Source organism: uncultured Algibacter sp., from assembly GCF_963976535.1.
Taxonomy (GTDB): Bacteria; Bacteroidota; Bacteroidia; order Flavobacteriales; family Flavobacteriaceae; genus Algibacter_B.
The window spans coordinates 17607-37817 of the sequence record NZ_CAXBLF010000033.1; the positions used below are offsets into that span (position 1 = coordinate 17607).

Consider the following 20211-nt stretch of genomic DNA (forward strand, 5'->3'; position numbering starts at 1 on the left):
ATATAAATGGCTAAAGTTTATTGCATAATTGTATCATATAATGCCATGCCTTGGATAGAACGTTGTCTTAGTTCTATAAATGATCAAGCAGAAGTGATTTTGGTTGATAATAATTCAAAGGATGAGACGGTTTTATTTGTACAATCAAACTTTCCTGATGTCTTAATTTTTCCTCAGGACACTAATTTAGGTTTTGGTAAGGCTAATAATCTAGGTATTTCTGAGGCACTTAAACGTGATGTATCTCATGTGTTTTTGATGAATCAAGATGTTTATATTGAAGATAATGCTTTAACTAAACTGGTTGAATTCAATATTAAAAATACCGAATATGGCATTTTAAGTCCCACACATTATAATGGAAAAGGAACAGGTTTAGATTTTCAATTTAAGAAATACTTAACCACAAACCATTCATATTCAAATAGCTTTTTAGAAAAAACATCTAAGCCAAAGGTTCTTGATGTTTTGTTTGTAAATGCAGCAGCTTGGTTAATTTCTAAAGATTGTTTAAGTGTTATTGGAGGGTTTGATCCATTGTTTTTTCATTATGGTGAAGACGAAAATTATTGTCAGCGTGCAAGGTTTCATAATATTAAAATTGGTATTGCAAACTTTGCTTTAATAAAACATGATAGAGAAAAAAGAAATACCAAATTAGAAGTTGATTTTTCTAAAAAATATTTTACAGCCTATAAGAAACTTATTGCTTTAAAATATGCCGATATTAATTTACCGTTTTCAAAAGAAGCTTTCAAAAAAGAAATTACTAAATCCAGAAAAGACATACTTAAATCTTTATTGAAGTTTAACTTAACCCATGCCAAGGGGTATTATAAAAAACTTAGCTTAGCAAAGAATACAGAAATAGAAATAATGGCCAGTAGGTCTACTAACATAAAAAAAGGGTATCATTATATTTCATGAGTGTTTTAGTTTCAATAATTATTCCAACCTATAACAGAGGGCATCTTATTTTGGATACCTTAAAAAGTGTTCAAAATCAATTACATAGTAATTTTGAGTGTTTAGTTGTTGATGATCATTCTAATGATAATACAGATGAAATTGTTAAGCAGTTTTGTGTAAACGATTCAAGATTTCGGTATTTTAAAAGACCATCTAATCGTTTAAAAGGTGCAAATGCATGCAGGAATTTTGGATTAGAAAACAGTAAGGGAGATTTTATAAATTGGCTAGATAGCGATGATTTATTGACCGAAAATCATATTCAAGAACATTTATTAGTTTATGAGGATCATAAGGCTATTAATGCATCTGTATCAGAAGCAGGAACATTTGTTGAATTTATAGGTGATAGTGAACAGAAATGGTCTAATATTTTTTCAAAGAATGATTTAATAGAAGATATGTTAACTTCAAAAGTAAGTTGGCAAACAGCTGCGGTTTTATGGAAACAATCAGAATTGCCTTCTAGACCATTTAGAGAAGATTTATCAAGCTCTCAAGAGTGGACTTTTCATTTATCACAAGTAATGGAAGGTTTGAATTTTTTTAGTTTTAATTTAGTAACAGTTTTTGTTAGAAGGCATGAAGATCGTATTGGAAAGGATGCTTCAAAAACGAAGTTTGAGTCTGCTTTTTTATCTCGGTATATCATTTTAAAGAAACTATATGTTGAAAAACGATTAAAAAAACCGTATCAAAAAGCTTTGCTAAATAAAATGCTTCAAGCAGTTAAAAAAGCAATATATTTTAAATATGACAAAGTGCTTTTTAAACAAACTTTAAAACTGATTTCTATTATTTATATTGCAGAATATAGGATGAGTCTTATAAAAATCATTTTTTTATACATTCCCATCTATAGAATTACTAGACGTGGCGAAACACTGTTTAAATTATGAGTATAGCATCATTAAAAATATTAATAATAACAGAATCTTTAGATGTGAATGCTAATAGTGCAGCTAAGGGGCGTTTGGCTTTTATAAACAGTTTTAAGTTAGCAGGTTTTAATCCGGACGTGTATCATTACACCCAAAAAAAAATTAGTATTGATGGTGTGAAATGTACTTCTATTTATGAATCCAAATTTAATACGATGTACTTATTAAGTAGGATGCATAGATTATCATTACGCTGGTTAAAGGTAGATATTGGTAAAGTTACTAACGCTTTATTTGGTTTCTCTTTCGGATTTTTTAATGACAGAAATAGTATTTATAAAACCATAAAAAAAGTTGATATTGAACAATATAATATGGTTTGGACATTTAGTCAAGGATCCAGTTTCCGTTCACATGCAGCTTTATTAAAAATCCCAAAATGGCATCATAAGTGGTATGCTTTTGTGCATGACCCATATCCGCATCATTTATATCCAAGACCCTATAATTTTATAGAATATGGATATAAAAAGAAGCGTTATTTTTTTATGGATATTACAAAGAAGGCTCACAAAATAGTATTTCCAAGTCTACTTTTAAAAGAATGGATGGAAAGCTATTATATAGATGTGAAAGAAAAGAGTATTATTTTACCGCATCCATTGGTTACAACCAAAAGCAATCAAAACCAATTGCCAGAGTATTTTGATGGTAAAAAGTTTAATATTTTACACGCGGGCAATTTATTGAATTTGAGAGATCCGTTTCCTATGATTGAAGCATTTCAACAATTTTTAAATATAAAACCTGAAGCTAAAAATGATTCTGCTTTATTGTTCATAGGAAAAAAGTCCATTTTTCAAGACTATCTAAAACTAAAACAGCAAAGTATAGCACAGCTTTATGTAAGTGATGATTATGAGTCTTTTAGTTGGGTTTATGCCATGCAACAGCATACTTCTGTTAACGTTATTTTAGAAGCAAAATCTGAAATCAGCCCTTTTTTACCAGGTAAGTTTCCGCATTGTGTAGCAGCTAATAAACCTATTTTACTAATTGGGCCACATTATAGTGAATGCAAGCGCCTTTTAGGCGATGATTATCCGTATTTATTTGATTTTGATGACATTGAAAAGTTAACAAAAGCACTTGTTGAATTGTATGAAATTTGGAGACAAGATGCGAATAATTTAAAGCTAAACAGACCTGATTTGTTACATTATCTTTCAGAAGATTATGTGAAAGACGTTTTATTAAGTGAAGTTAAAAAAGAAAATGTTTAGATGAAAATTTTAATGGTATCCATGTCGTCTATTCATTTTTTTAGATGGACTAATCAACTAAAAGACGCTGGGCATGAGGTGTATTGGTTTGATTTAAATGATGGTGACACGAAAGTTGAAACTATATCATGGGTAAATCAAATTGTAGGCTGGAAGCGTAAATGGGATTTTCCTGGGCGTTTTTTTATAAAAAAAAGATTCCCTAAAGTATATCAAAAAATTCAGGTTTTTAATGACCGTAAAACAACAAAAGTTTTTGAGGAATTTATAAAAGATATAAAACCAGATGTAGTACATAGTTTTGTAATGTACGTATCCTGTGTTCCTATTTTAAGCGTTATGCAGAAATATCCGAATATAAAATGGATATATTCTTCTTGGGGAAGCGATTTGTTTCATTATCAAACTGAAAAAAAATATCTAGAAGGCATGCAAAAAACATTGCCATATATAGATTACCTATTTACAGATTGCAAACGCGATTATCAGATAGCAAAAACTCATGGTTTTAATGGTGAGTTTTTAGGTGCTTTTCCAGGAGGAGGAGGTTACCCTATTTCAGACTATGAGGCTTTTAATACACCTTTTGAAAACAGAAAAACAATTTTAATAAAAGGCTATCAGCATAAATTTGGGCGATGTAACGTCGTTTTAGATGCCATTAAAAATTTGAAGGATGAGTTATCTAATTTTGATATTGTAATTTTTTCTGAAAACTATGAGGTTAAAAAACATGTAGAAATTACCGGGTTAAGTACTTGGGAAAACTTGAGTTGTACAGGTAAACTAACACATAAAGACTTACTAAAATTAATGGGGCAAAGTTATATGTATATAGGGAATTCAATTTCTGATGGGATGCCAAATACTTTGTTAGAAGCTATTATTATGGGAGCTTACCCCATGCAATCAAATCCTGGTAATGCAACATCAGAAATTATAAACGACGGGCAAAATGGCACATTAATTATTGATAGCCATGATGTTAATGAAATTGAGAGCAAAATAAAGCATGCCATTCATAATCCTTCATTAATAGAAAATGCTTTTAATTTAAATAGAGAGTTACGAGATAAATTAGAGTATTCAACTATTAAAAAAGGCGTGTTGGAAAAATATAGTGAGATTGAGAATAATAGTATTAAAAAACAATAAGTGGGGTTTACAAAAAATAGGTGCCAATTAATTTTAAGAGCAAAACTTAAAGGGCATATGGATTTAGATAATTTGATTATTGTCAATAGGCAAACCTTCATTTATGGCCATGTTGTTTATCAATTGCGCATAAAAATTTTAGGTATTCTAGAGATAATTTTTCTGAAATTTTAAAAAGCCTTACTTTTCAGTTTATAATTTTAAGTCTAACCATTAAAATTGAGTTTTAATTTTTAAATGACTAATACTTTTACAATTTTATATGCTTACAGAAATAGAGACCCCAATAGGGTTAGGCTATCTTTATTGTCGCTAAAAAAACAAAAGCATATAAATTTTGATGTGGTTTTTGTTGATTATGGTAGTACGGCTAAGTATGCTGAAAACATAAAAGAAGTAGTTGAAACTTTTGACTTTGCAACTTACCATTATATAGGGCATAAAGGCTTATTGTGGAATAAAAGCAAAGCACTTAATTACGGAATTACAAAGGCAAAAACAGGAGCTATTTTTATTTCTGATGTAGACGTATTAGTCGCTCCAGATTTTTCAGAAATAATAGATTCATTAGTAAGTCTAAATGAGTTCACCTTATTTAAAATTGGTTATTTACCAGAAAGTGTGACTTCAAAGGCTATAGAGAATTCAAGTTTTAAAGCTTTAAAACCAAAGCATTATGGCGATACCTTTGGGGTGGGATTGTTTCCTAAAGTAGCATTGAAAAAAGTTGGAGGTTTAGATGAGTTCTTTCATTTTTATGGATCTGAAGATGAAGATTTGAATTTCAGATTAGAAGCAGCCGGTTATAAAACAAATAGGTGTGAAGCGAACCTATTACTCCATCAATGGCATGAAAGATACCCGCAAAAAGCTCAAGAGAACTTAACAGTAATGCCGCGCTTATCAAATATTCAACGTTTAAATCAAAGGCATTTCTTGAGACATAAAGAAACCCAAAAGTTTGTTTTAGATAAAGTTGAAAGTAGAAAATACTACTTGCATTCAGATTATGAAATACTTAAAAACCCTTCAGAAACACTAGAGATTGATAATGTGGAAGCAAAGGTTATTCATGTTTTAAATTATGAGTTACCACTTTTTGAAAACGCTATTGTTAAAATAATTATCAAAGAAGCAGCTTTTTATGGGTCGTCAAAATATAGACTTAAAACGGCGCTGAATAAGCAAACACAACCATATTTATCTATGAAGGAGGTGAATGACTTGATATTGCAAAAAATACTCTTCAATTACAGAAACCATAATTATGTTTATCAAGTTTTTGAAGATTTAAAAACGATTGAATTTACTATAGATTTAAGAAATTAAGGATGAGCGGCAAAAAGATACGATTGTTTTGGTGGAGTGAATCTTTGCTTATGGGAAAACCTAAAGAGAATTATGGGGATGTTTTAGGTAAATATTTAGTTGAAAAAATATCGAATAAAAAAGCGCTCTTTTCTCACCCTAAAAAGTTTAGTATTCTAGATTTTTGGCAACCTATTTATGTTACAGCTGGTAGTATTTTAGCGCACGTTAATAAAAAATGTATTGTTTGGGGTAGCGGAATTATTAATCAAAATCAAATAGTAAAACCAGCAAAGTTTTTGGCAGTTAGAGGCCCAGAAACTCGAAAAGCCTTATTAGAGCAAGGGTATCAAGTTCCAGAAATATATGGTGATCCTGCTTTGCTTTTGCCAGATTATTATAATCCTGAAATTGATAAAAAATATCAATTAGGCATAATACCGCATTATGTTGATTATGAGTTTGTTAAAAATCGTTTTAGCCATTTAAAAGATGTAGTTGTTATTGATTTAATGACTAATAGTATAGAAGATACAACTAATCAAATTCTACAATGTAAACACATTATGTCGTCATCTTTACATGGCATTATAGTATCTCATGCATATCAAATACCAGCCCTATGGATAAAGTTTTCTGATAAACTTTTTGGAGACGATATTAAGTTTAAAGATTATTTTAAATCGGTAAAAATTAAACCATATGTTCCTTTTTCCATAGAATTGTTAAACGATAATAAAGATTTAGAAAAACTATTCGTAAAAGATATAGCAATCCCAAATATATTACAGGTAAATAACCTCAAAGATGGTTTAATGCGAGTTTGTCCATTTTAAAGAAGCGGCTTATATTGCGCACAATAAAATCAATACTTTATGTCTGTTAAATTATTTAAAGCATCAAATTTCACCTACACGCCTTTTGGTGATTTTATTAATGGAGATTTAGATTTTTTATCAGAGAATGGTGTCGAAATTGGTGATAGCCCAAGCGCATCAAATATTATTATATCTCAAAATATTAAACATTTAAGAAAGCATTTATGGAGAGGTTTTTTTGGGAAATCGTTTTTAATATGGACCAATGAACCTAGGTTTGATACGCATTTTGTAAAATCTAAAAGAATCTTTTTTAACCTGTTTAGATGTCACTTTATGAATATTTATACTGAAGATGTTTGTGTTACAAATCTATCAAACATTAGTAGTTATAAATTTATAAATAAAAACTTAAAGTTGTTGCCTAGTGATTTTCAATTAAAAAATAAAAGGACAATAGCTTTAATGTCCTATTTTAAAGGTGTTGATTCACCGCCATTAATGCGTGCTAATGTTAATATAGATTTAATAGCTACAAGGGCTAAAATTGCTGTGGAAGGGCATAAATTAAAACGTATAGATGTTTTTGGTAAAGGTTGGCCAGATGGCATTTCAAAAGAGGACTCAAGATATGGTAATTGGAAAGACAGAAAACAAGAATTGTTAAAAACCTATGCTTTTAATTTATGTTTTGAAAACACGGTTGCTAAAAATTATATTACAGAAAAGATTTGGGATAGTATAGAATCATATTGTTTGCCAATTTATTTTGGTGAAGGCACTAATATTTATGATTTGTTTCCAGAAGATAGTTTTATTGATTATTCAAAATTAAATTCACCTGAAGCGTTGTTTAAATTTATCGATGAACTTTCGAATATTGAATACGTACAAAGATTAAATAAGTGTATTTCTGTATATAATAGCATAAGCTTAAATGGCGAATCTATTAGAAAAGAAGAAAGAAAAAAAATACTGATTAAAATAGTTGAAAAAGTAAATTTTATTCAAAGTAGTTAATGGAATGTATTTTTCTTAGAAATCACTAAATTGTCAAAATGTTTATTTTAAAGTAATTAATGAGTTCACAAAAAACTATTTGTATTATACCAGCTCGAGGAGGCTCAAAGCGCTTGCCTGGTAAAAACATGAGAACGCTTTTAAAATTACCATTAATAGCATACAGTATTAATTACGCTAAACAAAATTCAGAAATTATAAATCATATTGTAGTTACTACTGATGACCATGAAATTAAACAGTATGCTTTGCAAGAAGGCATACAGGTTATTGACCGACCAAAACATTTGGCAGGTGATTTGTCTACTACGGTTTCGGCATTAAAACATGTTATTGAAAATATAGAAGAAAATTATAATCAGGTTGTTTTGTTGCAACCAACAAATCCATTGCGGCCAGAATCGTTACTTAAAAATGCATACCGCCAATTTATTGACAAGGATTCTGATAGTTTAATGACTGTAAGTAGGAATCATCATAAATTAGGAAAAATTATTAATAACCAATTTGAACCTTTTAATTATACTTTGGGGCAACGTAGCCAAGATTTAGAGCCATTGTATTTTGAAAACGGATTAATATATATTATTAAGACCTCATTAATTAAAGAAAATAAAATAATAGGAGATAAAAACATCCCGCTTATTAGTAATCATCCATATACTCAGGTTGATATTGATACCGAGGAGGATTTTAAATTTGCTGAATATATTTTAAATCAATACCCAAATGAATAGAGTTAGTACAAAATCTATTGCACAAAATAATTATAAGCGTTTTTGTGCTTTAGAAGGTTCAGATCATATTGCTAGTGAATTTGCGATTGAGACCTTATTAAAAATAATAAAACATTTTAAAATTAAAAAAGTTTTAGAATTAGGTTTAGGCATAGGGGCTGTAGCAGATACGGTTTTAAAGTATAGTAAAATATATAATGAAGATATTGAATATTTTGGAACTGAAAAAAATGATTTTTGTTTATCGGTTTTACCTGAAAATATAGAGGATTTTAATAATTTATCATTGTTTAATGAACTAAAATCAATAAAAAATGAGACGTTTGATCTCATTATAATTGATGGGCTTGATACGTCTTTAGACTCTATAAAAAACTATGTGAATTCACGCAGTATATTGTTTGTAGAAGGCGGAAGGAAATTACAAACAGAAACACTATTACAAATGTTTCCAAAGCATTATTTTGTAAATGTTATTACTTTAAGAAAACACAGACCTTATTCACCCGGAGGTGAAAGATTTTTAAATAATTATATTGGAGGAGGGCAATTAATTTTTATTAATCCAAATGCGAAAATGAAATTATTTTATATCAAAGAGAAGCTTAAATCGTTTGTTGTTTTAAGAATAAGAAGATTGAAAAAAAATGCATAAACCATACATTACAATAGCAGGACGAAAAGTAGGACTTGATTTTCCGCCGTTAATAATTGCAGAAATAGGTATTAACCATGAAGGCTCATTAAAAGTAGCCAAAGAAATGGTAGATGCGGCTTTTAGGGCTGGTGCTGAGGTAGTAAAACATCAAACGCATATTGTGGAAGATGAAATGAGTGGTGCTGCCAAAAAAGTGATTCCGGGTAACGCTGATATTTCCATATATGAGATTATGAAACGATGCGCCTTAAATGAGAAGGACGAGCGTGAATTAAAGTTGTATGTAGAAAGCAAAGGCATGATTTTTATATCGACGCCTTTTTCAAGAGCTGCTGCAAATCGGTTAGAACAAATGGGTGTTCAGGCATATAAAATAGGGTCGGGAGAATGTAATAATTATCCACTTCTAGAGCATATCGCTAAATTTGGAAAGCCTGTTATTATGAGTACTGGAATGAATACTATTGAAAATGTTGCAAAAGCAGTCGCAATTTTCGATCGTTATAAGGTTCCTGTTGCGCTGTTGCATACCACCAATTTATATCCAACACCTTCACATTTAGTGAGATTTGGTGCTATGCAAGAACTTCATAAAGCCTTCCCAGAAAAAGTGTTTGGTTTAAGTGATCATACTTTAAATAATAATGCCTGCTTAGGTGCTGTGGCTTTGGGTGCAAGTATTTTAGAGCGTCATTTTACTGATTATATGGAAAGAACTGGTCCAGATATTGTTTGTAGTATGGACGAAAAAGCATGTAAAGAATTAATTATAGGAAGTGCTGAGATTGCCCAAATGCGTGGAGGTACAAAAGCGCCTGCCAAAGAAGAACAAGTAACTATGGATTTTGCCTTTGCAACCGTTTGTAGTATTGCTGAAATAAAAAAAGGAGATGTATTCTCTAAAGATAATATTTGGGTAAAACGACCTGGCACAGGTGATATTACAGCTGAGTATTTTGATACGGTATTAGGAAAAACAGCGACAAGGCATATTGCTTTTGATGAACAACTAAAAGGTTCAGATTATGAATGATAAGGTTTCAATTGTAATTAGAAATAAAAATGAATCTAAAGCTCTAGACACAATTTTGAATATGTTGAATAGCTTATATTCAGAGTATATTCATGAAATCATAATTGTTGATAATAAATCTACAGATAGTAGTATACAGGTCGCAAAAAAACACAATTGTAAAATTGTAAACATAGATAAATTCACATACGGTAAAGCCATAAATGTAGGCATAGAAGCAGCATTGTCAAATTATGTATTGTTATTAAGTTCTCATGCTATGCCTATTGGCAATCATTTTTTCTATAATGCGCTTTCAGCTATTAAAAAGGATATTAATATTGCAGGTGTTAGGTTTGTAAATAGTATTGAAAATTATCAAAGAGCTATTGATAATGATTTTAATGTAAAAGAGCCACTAAAATTTGGTTTAATGGCTGCATGTAGCTTAATTAATAAACAAGCTTGGAATAAAATTAAGTTTAATCAAGATTTAGTAGCTAATGAAGATAAAGAATGGTCTATGCGAGTGGTTAATGAAGGGTATCGAATTATAGATGTTAATGAGACGTATTTTTATTTTATAAAAAGAACAGACAAAGGCTTGATTAACAGATATAGAAATGAAACCCTAGCAGACTATCAATTAAGCAATAAAAAACCTCCAAATTTGATAAGGGTTGTTCTTGAGTTTATAAAAAAGATTTTTGTAATTAATATCAAAACGTTTTTTAAAACATTAAAGATCGATTTTTTAATTTTTATTGAAAGAATTAAAATTATACAAAAATTAAAGAATCAATGAACATGAATAAATTATTAAACCTACATAGTTTGAATTTTCATATTGAAAGAATTGTTTCAAAATTCAAAAAAAAAGGTGAGTTTGCAAATGGGTATAATAAGAATTTATTATAATTAAAATTACTGTGAATAAGTTAAAAAATATAGTATTCTTAACAGGTACACGGGCCGATTTTGGTAAATTAAAACCATTAATGGCTATTCTGCAGGATAGCGAAACCTTTGAGCCACATGTTTTTGTAACAGGAATGCATCTGCAAGAACTTTATGGCTATACTTTAATTGAAATTGAAAGAAGTGGTTTTAAGAATATCCATACTTTTAATAATAGCACTAAAGAGACCACCATGGATCTCACACTTGCTAAAACCATTGAAGGATTTTCGAGCTATATCAACCAATTGCAACCCGATTTAATTGTGGTACATGGCGACCGCGTTGAAGCCTTAGCGGGAGCAATAGTGGGAAGTTTAAACAATATTTTAGTAGCACATATAGAGGGAGGCGAACTATCTGGTACTATTGATGAATTGATACGTCATTCCGTTAGTAAGTTATGCCATGTTCATTTTGTTGCCAATAGCGAAGCAAAAAAGCGTTTGTTGCAAATGGGTGAACTTCCAAATTCAATTTTTACCATTGGCTCGCCCGATGTAGATATCATGTTCTCTAATAAATTGCCGGATTTAGGCGAAGTAAAAGATTATTATAATATTGATTTTGACCAATATGCAATAGCAATGTATCACCCGGTTACTACCGAAATTGATCACATTGAGAGGCACGCAAACAATTTTGTTGAAGCCATTTTGGAAAGCCAAAAGAATTATGTTGTTATTTATCCAAATAATGATTTGGGAAGTAAATATATTTTAGAAGCTTATAAAAAATTACAAAATAACAAAGCGTTTCGGGTTTTCCCTTCTTTGCGGTTCGAGTACTTTTTAACCCTTCTAAAAAACGCACAGTTTGTTATTGGAAATAGTAGTGCTGGTGTTAGAGAAGCTCCTTATTACAATACCCCAACAATAAATATTGGAACGCGACAACAAAACAGAATTTTAAATACCACATTAATAAATACAGATTATAAGACTGAAAGCATAAAGGAAGCGATTCTCAACCTAAAACCTACTGCGAATACTAATAAAAAAAGTTTTGGGAAAGGCGATAGCGCCCAATTATTTTTAGAGCGATTAAAGCTAAAAGCGTTTTGGGACATTAACCATCAAAAACAATTTCGTGACCTCATCTAATCCTAAAATATTTATTTTAATTGCAGATGGTGTTAGCTTGCGCAATTTTGCTTTCACTAATTTTGTTAAACTTGCTAAAAAAAGAGGATATGATGTCGTTTTTTGGCATCACACAGCATACGATTTATCAGATTTAGGATTTCAAGAATTAAAATTGATGCAACCCAAATTATTTTGGTTGACTACAATTTTAAAGAATGCACGTAAACACATTGAAATTTCAAGATTTGCAAAACGAGATAAACAGTCTATTTATTATGAGTACTTATTTCCTTTAAATTTTAAAGGAATAAAAAATATAGTTAAAAGTGTGTTGACTAACTTAGTTACCTTTATTTTTAACTCAGAGCGCGGTTTGAATTTTATACGGGAAACCATAAATAATTTAGAACAAAAAACCAGCTATTACAAAAATTGTAGAGCAACGCTTCAACAGCAACAGCCAGATTTGGTGTATTGCACAAGCCAACGAGCCGCATTAGCAATTGCACCTATGCAGGCAGCCAAAAATCTTGGGATACCTACCATATGTTTTGTGTTTTCTTGGGATAATTTACCAAAGGCGACCTTAGATGTTACAGCTAACTTTTATAATGTTTGGAGTCAACATATGAAAGATGAATTGCTTCATTACCATCTATTCATTGCTGCAAATCAGGTAACTGTTACAGGTACACCTCAATTTGAATGTCACTATAATTCTGATGAAATAATTCCTAAAGCATCATTTTATAATACATATAAATTAAACCTTGAGAAAGCTTATATCTGCTATAGCGGGGACGATGTTACCACATCTCCAAAAGACCCTTTGTATTTAAGAGATGTTGCATTGGCAATTAGAAAATTAAACAATAAAGGATACAAATTAGGGTTGATTTTTAGAAGATGTCCTGTAGATGTATCAAATAGATATGATGAAGTAATTAGAGAATTTGATGATATTATAGTAGCCATTGAACCTATTTGGAAAGCTAAAGGTGAGGTTTGGATTACCATTTTACCAACAAAAGAAGATGCTATATTGTTAGCGTCTTTAGCGGCACATACAGATCTTGTAATAAACTTAGGGTCTTCAATGGTATTTGATTTCGCCATACATAACAAGCCTTGTATGTTTATGAATTATAATTATTTCAATTCTGAAGAAAAATCAGAAAAAGGAGTTTACGTTTACGATTATGTACACTTTAGATCGAAACCATCAGAAGATGCTGTATGCTGGTTGAATCACCCTGATGAAATTTCAGAAAAAATAGAAAATTTATTAAAAGATTCTAGTAAAACGGTGAGTGCAGCAAAACAATGGTTTAATGTAATAAATAAGCAACCAGCAAATGAAGCGTCAAGTTCTATTTTAAAGGAGATAAACACTATTTTAAATAATAATTAAGATATAAAAGCAGATAAGTATGTTTTTCAACTCCATAGCTTTTTTATTATTTCTCCCTACAGTATTCATTATTTATTGGTTTTTAGTAAACAGGAATATAAAAGCTCAGAATATCATTTTATTGATAGCCAGTTATTTTTTCTATGGTTGGTGGGATTATCGTTTTTTAATACTTATTGCATTAAGCACAGGCTTAGATTATGTTATTGGGTTAAAACTTCAGGGTGAAACGGTTAAAAGCAAGCGGAAACACCTATTAGTTATTAGCTTGGTTTTCAACTTGGGTATGTTGGGTTTTTTTAAATACTACAATTTTTTTATAGAAAGCTGGATAGACGCTTGGGAGCTATTAGGAGTTAAGATGCATGCTTCAACCATGCAAATTATTCTACCCGTGGGTATTTCGTTTTATACCTTTCAAACGTTAAGCTATACAATTGATGTCTATCGTAAAAAATTATCACCAACAAAGAATTTTATAAATTTTGCGACTTTTGTAGCTTTCTTTCCGCAGTTGGTTGCTGGTCCAATTGAAAGAGCAACAAATCTATTGCCTCAGTTTTCTGTAAAAAGAATTTTTAACTTAGAAAGGGCCAAATCTGGAATACATTTAATTATTTGGGGACTCTTTAAAAAAGTAGTGATTGCTGATAGTTGCGCAACTTATGTGAATACAATTTTCGATAATTATGAAGAACTAAACACATTAACTCTAATTATTGGTGCTGTATATTTTGCTTTTCAAATTTATGGTGATTTTTCTGGTTATAGTGATATTGCTATTGGCACAGCTAGACTATTTGGGTTTGAATTAATGCAAAATTTCAATTATCCTTATTTCTCTAGAGATGTTGCTGAATTTTGGAGACGATGGCATATATCGCTTTCAACCTGGTTTAGAGATTATTTGTATATACCATTAGGTGGTTCAAGAACAAGTAAAACAAAACAAATTCGAAATGTCTTTATCATATTTTTAGTAAGCGGTTTTTGGCATGGTGCAAACTGGACGTTTATTATATGGGGAACATTACACGCTCTGTTTTTTATCCCGTTATTAATGCGAAAGAAAAACAGAAAACATATAAATCAAGTTTCAGAACATGGCATATTACCTTCATTTAGAGAATTTATTAATATGCTATTCACTTTTACATTAGTTACATTGGCATGGGTCTTTTTTAGAGCAGATAGTATTGCCGTTGCCTACAATTATATTAAACGCTTAGTGTCTAATTTAAGTTTTAATATAGAATATCTAAGTATTGAAAACTATAGTATAGAAATGTTACTTCTTATAGGTATATTTATGCTTTTAGAATGGTTTCATAAACATAATGAACATCCTTTTTTAGGCAAATTAAAATGGCTTAAAATTATTGGTATCATTTTAATGATTTTAACATTTGGCGTGTATTCTAACCATCAAGAATTTATATATTTTCAATTCTAATGAAACAATTTTCAATATATGTGTTTAAGATATTAGCTGTTGTATTTGTTAGTATGTATATGTTAGACAAGCTTTATACATATACATTTCAAAATGGTACACCCAGAAACAAAATTCAAAAAATACTTAAATTACAAGATGCACATTACGATTATGCTTTTTTTGGGTCGTCTAGAACTGAAAATCATATAGATTGCGAATTGATAGAACAATTAACAGGGAAATCATGTGTAAACTTCGGAATATCTGGAGGCACAAATGGTGATATGTTAACATTAATGATTTTGGCTGAATCAAATAAGATTACATTTGATAATGTTGTTTTACAAGTAGATCACAATTTTAATTTAAGAGGGTTATCAAATAACTTTAAGGCTAGTTTAGTGCCTTTTATTTTTAATGATGATGTAAAACAGGAACTGAAAAAAGATAAAAACAATTTTTATTATTATAATATTCCTTTTTATAGATATTTGAAATATGATAAAGTGGTTGGCTTTAGAGAGCTTTTATCGACAATTTTAAATAAAAAACCAAAAACACACCTAGATGTAGGATTTAATCCTAAAGTAGGAGTAGGTAAGGGTGTATCCGGAGCAATACCCTTTATTATAAATAAAGAAAACGAAGAAATTGAATCTATAATTAAACTTATGAAAAAAAGAGGTACTAATCTTACTTTTTTTACTGCACCTTATTGCAAAGACATTGAAAATAGAGATAGATTAAGGGCTCTTAAAACAAGGGTTCCGTCTTTATTAGATTATGTTTCTATTTTTGACGATAAGGAGAAATACTTTTATAATTGTGGGCATTTAAATATTGAGGGTGCTGAAGAATTTACTAATATTTTAATTAAAGATATATATTCTTTTAAAACCAACTAAAGTTGAACATAGCTTTTATAACCCCAGAATATCCACACAAAAACTTGAAACCTTCCGCGGGTTTAGGGTCAAGTATTAAAAATTCGGCCTCTGTTTTGGCGCGTGAAGGACATAGTATTACTGTTTTTGTGGTTTTTCAAAATGATGAAAAAATATTTTTTGATGGTGGTATAAAAGTAATTTCAATCTCACGTAAAGGATATAGATTTTTTGGGTGGTATTTAGAGCGCAAGCACATACAGAAAAAAATTCAACAGGAAATTCAAGCTTTCAAAATTGATATTATTGAAGCCCCAGATTGGACTGGAATAACTGCATTTATGACATTTTCTGTACCATTAATTATTCGATTACATGGTAGTGATACTTATTTCTGTAACCTAGAAGGGAGAAAGCAAAAACGAAAGAATTATTTTTTTGAAAAATTAGCGCTTAAACAAGCGGATAAAATAGTTTCTGTAAGTACTTTTACAGCGAATAAAACCAAACAACTGTTTCATTTAAAATGTGATATTGAAACCATTTATAACGGTATTAATACTGAGATTTTTAAGCCTATAGATGAAAAAATAAATATAGGTCAACTATTATATTTTGGTACGATTATAAGAAAAAAAGGGGTGCTAGAGTTAGCCAATATATTTAATAAGGTTGTAGAAATCAATAAAAATGCAAGCTTACTTTTAATAGGTAAAGATGTTAAAGATGTACTTGAAAATAAATCAACACTCGACTTGTTTTTTGAGCGTTTAACTGAGGAAGCCAAATTAAAAGTGACAGATTTACATGAAGTACCGTATAAAAAAATAAAACACTATTTAGCAAAAGCTCAAGTGGTGGTTTTACCAAGTTTTGCGGAAGCTTTCCCGATGACGTGGCTTGAAACTTTGGCTATGGAAAAAGCATTGGTTGCTTCAAACATTGGCTGGGCAACAGAGCTTATGAAAGATGGTGAAACAGGGTATTTGGTAAACCCAACGGATCATGAAGCGTATTCAAATAAAATACTTACCCTTCTAAATGATGAAGAAAAAAATAAACGTTTTGGAAAAAACGGAAGATTACATGTTATTTCTAATTTTTCCACAGCTGTAGTTTTTGAAAAAAACATAAACCTGTACAAATCATTGCTTCCAATAAAATGATTAAATTAAAGACATATACAACAACTAGCGGAGAGGTTCTTTTATATAATGGGGAACCAGACCTTGCCATGTTGGAAGTTTTAACTCAAGGTCCTGGAGATTTATGGCATAGCTCTTTAGATCAAGGTTTTGAGAATTGTTTTAAAGAATTGGTGTATCAGTCTGCTGTGTATTGGTGGTTTGTTAATGATTTTAAAGTAGCCGATACAGCTGTTAATTGGAGGTTGAATGCTCATAGTTTTGTTGTAAGAGCATCTGTTTGGGAAACTTTGGGTGGCTTTGATTATCAATATTCAAACGCTGTTATTAGCGGATTAGATTTCGGATTTAATTTAATTAGAAACTCTGGAGGTATTCCATTGTATGTAAAAGGGTTATTTCCAATTAAATCAGTTGATGTAACTATTTCAAAAGAAGACAGGTATTTATTTTTTCTAAAAAATTTCAAAAAACACCATAGTTTTTATATGTTATTTAGAAAGCGTTTTAGTTTTTTATCTGAGTATAAAGCTTTTAAAAGTGCTTCTGAAAAAGTTGTTAAAAAGGAAAATAAAATTATTAAATATAGAGACTTAAACCCTGTAAAAGGAACGCCAACAGTAAGTTTAGTTATTCCAACAATGAAGCGGCAAGAGTATACCGAGCTGTTGTTAAAAGACCATAATGAGCAAACCTTTCTTATTAAAGAAGCCATTATTGTTGATGCAACTCCGGAAAATGAGCGAGACGCTATATATTACAATCAAGAAAATTTTAAGTTTAATGTTAAAGTAAAATGGCAGACTACTAAAGGCAGTTGTCGTGCCAGAAATGAAGCTATAAATATGTGTACTGGCGATTACATTATTTTTGCCGATGATGATGTACGCATATTGCCAGATTTTGTTGAAAACCATATACGATTATTGCAAACATACAATGCAAGTGCTTGTAATGGCTTAGATATTATGGCAGATAATACCAACCAAAACCTTGATGATTTAAAACAAAAACTGTCAAAGCTAAAAGATAATAGATGGAAAGTTGGTGTAGCACATTTATTCAGCAATGCGAATTCTTGTGTTAAAAGAACTGTTGTAGAAAAATTAGTGGGTAACGATGTTAATTTTGATGGAGGTTACGGAGAAGACACCGATTTTGGGTTAAGAATATTAATGCTAGGTGAGGTGTTGTTACAAAACCCATTTTCACCCAATTTGCATTTAAAGCCACCAGTAGGTGGGTATCGTTTTTGGGGCAATCAATCAAAAATATTGGGTAAAAAACGTAAAGTTCAGCCTTGGGAATTAGGTAAGCCGGTAAAGTATGTACGTCCAGTACCAAGCCCAACAGTAACTTATAATTTCTTGAAGCATTTTACACCTTCACAAATTAAAGAATGGCGTTGGAAACATTTTTTTATATACCTTTTTAAAAAAGATAAAAAAGGAATTATTTTGCGATTGTTTAAACTACCATATAAATATTTACAGTTTAATAAATCATTAATATATGCGCAACGCCTTATGAAAAAAGGCGAACAGCATGAATAGTACGCAACAAAATTATTATAATTTCTAAGCATAAACTATGAAATTCTCATTAATTATATGCACTTATATGCGAAGAGAGCCTTTGTTGAAATTACTTCTTTCAATAAATGGACAAACTTTATATCCAAATGAAATTTTAATTATAGATGGATCTATAATTGATGAAACAAAAATACTTTTAGAGAATAACAAATTTTATAATTTAAAATATGTTAAAGTAGAACCGGATGAAAGAGGTTTAACAAAACAACGTAATTTAGGTGTCAGCTTAGTTTCAGAGCCATCTGAAGTAGTGTGTTTTTTAGATGATGATATTATTTTAACACCTGATTATTTTGAAAACTTAATTGGAACTTATGAGAAACATCCTGATGCCTTGGCTGTTGGTGGTTATATTACTAACGAAGTAGAATGGAAAAAAGCAACCAAAAGCAATAATCCTAGTAAGTTTTATTTTGATGAATGGGAGCGTAGTGAACCATCTAGGTTTAAACTAAGGCGAAAATTTGGATTACAACCTGATGCGCCTCCAGGGTTTTTACCCACTTTCGCTCATGGAAGATCTATTGGCTTTTTGCCGCCTTCAGGTAAAATATATTCTGTAGAGCAAATTATGGGAGGAGTTTCCAGTTATAAAAAAGCCATTTTTGATACATTATCATTTTCAGCGAACTTTGAGGGTTATGGGCTTTATGAAGATGCAGATTTTTCGCTTAGAATAGCCAAACTAGGAAAGTTATATGTAAACACAAATGCAAGATTGTCTCATCATCACGATGCATCTGGACGACCAAACAAATTCAAGTATGGTAAAATGGTTGTAAGGAATGGTTGGTATGTATGGCGCGTTAAGTATTCTAATCCGAGTTTTAAATCCCGAATCAAATGGAATTTAACAGTATTGTTGCTAACGACTATTCGGTTTTTAAATGTATTAACAACAAATCATAGGAAAGAAGCGTTCACTGAAGCTTTGGGAAGAATAGTAGGATGGCTATCATTACTTTTTAATAAACCGAAGATAAACCCATGAGGTTTTTAATCATAACACATGTTGAACATCAAGTAAATGGCGAAGATATTTCGGCTTACGGACCTTATGTGCGCGAAATGAATTTGTGGCTAAAACACGTGGATGAGGTGACTTTAATTGCTCCTAAAAATAATAAAAGTAAAAGTTTAATTGATTTATCATATAATCATGATAATCTAAATTTTAAAGTCATTCCATCAGTTGAATTTACTAGTTTAAAAAAGGCTTTTCTGTCTGTATTAAAAATACCAGGAATTCTATATTCAATTTTTAACGCTTGCAGAAAAGCAGACCATATTCATTTAAGATGTCCTGGAAATATTGGTCTATTAGGTTGCTTGGTTCAGGTTTCTTTTCCGAAGAAAACAAAAACTGCAAAATACGCAGGAAATTGGGATCCGAATACCGTTCAGCCTGTTAGTTATAAGCTTCAAAAGTGGCTGCTTTCAAATACGTTTCTAACAAAGAATATGACCGCATTAGTTTATGGAGATTGGAAAAATCAAACAAGAAATATTAAACCATTTTTTACGGCTACTTATAAAAATAATGAGCGTCAAGTGCCAAAAAATAGAGACTATTCTGGCGAATTAAAGCTTGTTTTTGTTGGAAGCTTAGTTGAGGGAAAACGTCCATTGTTAGCTATTCAAATTATTGAAAAATTGAATAAACTTGGTTTTGATATTTCTTTAGATTTATATGGTGATGGTGTTTTGAAAGCAGATTTGGAAACATATGTAAACGAAAATAACTTAAAGTCTAAAGTGAGGCTATTTGGAAATCAGAAAAAGGAAGTGGTAAAAGATGTTTTGAAAGAAAGTCATTTTTTAATTTTACCTTCAAAATCTGAAGGTTGGCCAAAAGCAG

Annotated in this window: 19 protein-coding genes; all 19 read left to right on the plus strand. The window is 30.5% G+C overall.

The features are described from left to right. The first annotated feature begins 6 nt into the window (after window positions 1-6). Window positions 7-927: a glycosyltransferase gene (locus AAC024_RS10075; RefSeq protein WP_339895258.1), complete on the plus strand. Its 921-nt coding sequence runs from the start codon at window positions 7-9 to the stop codon at window positions 925-927. Then, window positions 924-1868 (plus strand): glycosyltransferase family 2 protein, encoded by a 945-nt coding sequence (locus tag AAC024_RS10080; RefSeq protein WP_339895259.1) that lies wholly within the window; start codon window positions 924-926, stop codon window positions 1866-1868. The genes AAC024_RS10075 and AAC024_RS10080 overlap by 4 nt, the downstream gene beginning before the upstream one ends. Continuing rightward, complete coding sequence (locus AAC024_RS10085) at window positions 1865-3133, plus strand: UDP-glycosyltransferase (RefSeq protein WP_339895260.1); 1269 nt, start codon at window positions 1865-1867, stop codon at window positions 3131-3133. The genes AAC024_RS10080 and AAC024_RS10085 overlap by 4 nt, the downstream gene beginning before the upstream one ends. Beyond that, on the plus strand, window positions 3134-4288 hold the full coding sequence (locus AAC024_RS10090; protein ID WP_339895261.1) for a glycosyltransferase family 4 protein: 1155 nt from the start codon (window positions 3134-3136) through the stop codon (window positions 4286-4288). Between the two features lie 237 nt (window positions 4289-4525). After that, window positions 4526-5617: a glycosyltransferase gene (locus tag AAC024_RS10095; RefSeq protein WP_339895262.1), complete on the plus strand. Its 1092-nt coding sequence runs from the start codon at window positions 4526-4528 to the stop codon at window positions 5615-5617. 2 nt (window positions 5618-5619) lie between these two features. Further along, entirely contained in the window at window positions 5620-6432 is an 813-nt protein-coding gene (locus AAC024_RS10100; protein ID WP_339895263.1) for a polysaccharide pyruvyl transferase family protein, read from the plus strand. A gap of 39 nt (window positions 6433-6471) precedes the next feature. Then, a complete protein-coding gene (locus AAC024_RS10105; RefSeq protein WP_339895264.1) occupies window positions 6472-7434 on the plus strand; it encodes a glycosyltransferase family 10 in 963 nt (320 codons plus the stop codon). Between the two features lie 59 nt (window positions 7435-7493). Beyond that, entirely contained in the window at window positions 7494-8171 is a 678-nt protein-coding gene (locus AAC024_RS10110; protein ID WP_339895265.1) for an acylneuraminate cytidylyltransferase family protein, read from the plus strand. Then, window positions 8164-8826 (plus strand): hypothetical protein, encoded by a 663-nt coding sequence (locus AAC024_RS10115; RefSeq protein ID WP_339895266.1) that lies wholly within the window; start codon window positions 8164-8166, stop codon window positions 8824-8826. Before AAC024_RS10110 ends, AAC024_RS10115 begins: the two co-directional genes overlap by 8 nt. Continuing rightward, the gene (gene neuB, locus AAC024_RS10120) at window positions 8819-9862 is read left to right on the plus strand and encodes an N-acetylneuraminate synthase (protein ID WP_339895267.1); all 1044 of its coding nucleotides are present in this window, start codon (window positions 8819-8821) and stop codon (window positions 9860-9862) included. Before AAC024_RS10115 ends, neuB begins: the two co-directional genes overlap by 8 nt. Continuing rightward, window positions 9855-10646 carry a glycosyltransferase gene (locus AAC024_RS10125; protein ID WP_339895268.1) on the plus strand — a complete coding sequence of 264 codons (792 nt, stop codon included), beginning with the start codon at window positions 9855-9857 and terminating at the stop codon, window positions 10644-10646. The genes neuB and AAC024_RS10125 overlap by 8 nt, the downstream gene beginning before the upstream one ends. 124 nt (window positions 10647-10770) lie before the next feature. Continuing rightward, window positions 10771-11901, plus strand: coding sequence for a UDP-N-acetylglucosamine 2-epimerase (neuC, locus tag AAC024_RS10130; RefSeq protein ID WP_339895269.1), 1131 nt, complete (start codon window positions 10771-10773; stop codon window positions 11899-11901). After that, window positions 11888-13294: a UDP-glycosyltransferase gene (locus AAC024_RS10135; protein WP_339895270.1), complete on the plus strand. Its 1407-nt coding sequence runs from the start codon at window positions 11888-11890 to the stop codon at window positions 13292-13294. Before neuC ends, AAC024_RS10135 begins: the two co-directional genes overlap by 14 nt. 19 nt (window positions 13295-13313) lie before the next feature. Continuing rightward, window positions 13314-14747 carry an MBOAT family O-acyltransferase gene (locus AAC024_RS10140; RefSeq protein WP_339895271.1) on the plus strand — a complete coding sequence of 478 codons (1434 nt, stop codon included), beginning with the start codon at window positions 13314-13316 and terminating at the stop codon, window positions 14745-14747. Continuing rightward, window positions 14747-15634, plus strand: coding sequence for a hypothetical protein (locus AAC024_RS10145; RefSeq protein ID WP_339895272.1), 888 nt, complete (start codon window positions 14747-14749; stop codon window positions 15632-15634). The genes AAC024_RS10140 and AAC024_RS10145 overlap by 1 nt, the downstream gene beginning before the upstream one ends. A 2-nt stretch (window positions 15635-15636) precedes the next feature. After that, on the plus strand, window positions 15637-16779 hold the full coding sequence (locus AAC024_RS10150; RefSeq protein WP_339895273.1) for a glycosyltransferase family 4 protein: 1143 nt from the start codon (window positions 15637-15639) through the stop codon (window positions 16777-16779). Continuing rightward, window positions 16776-18311 carry a glycosyltransferase gene (locus AAC024_RS10155; protein WP_339895274.1) on the plus strand — a complete coding sequence of 512 codons (1536 nt, stop codon included), beginning with the start codon at window positions 16776-16778 and terminating at the stop codon, window positions 18309-18311. Before AAC024_RS10150 ends, AAC024_RS10155 begins: the two co-directional genes overlap by 4 nt. 37 nt (window positions 18312-18348) lie before the next feature. Then, on the plus strand, window positions 18349-19344 hold the full coding sequence (locus tag AAC024_RS10160) for a glycosyltransferase (protein WP_339895275.1): 996 nt from the start codon (window positions 18349-18351) through the stop codon (window positions 19342-19344). Then, window positions 19341-20211: glycosyltransferase (locus tag AAC024_RS10165; RefSeq protein ID WP_339895276.1), on the plus strand; the 871-nt coding region annotated here is incomplete at its 3' end. The genes AAC024_RS10160 and AAC024_RS10165, both read left to right, overlap by 4 nt.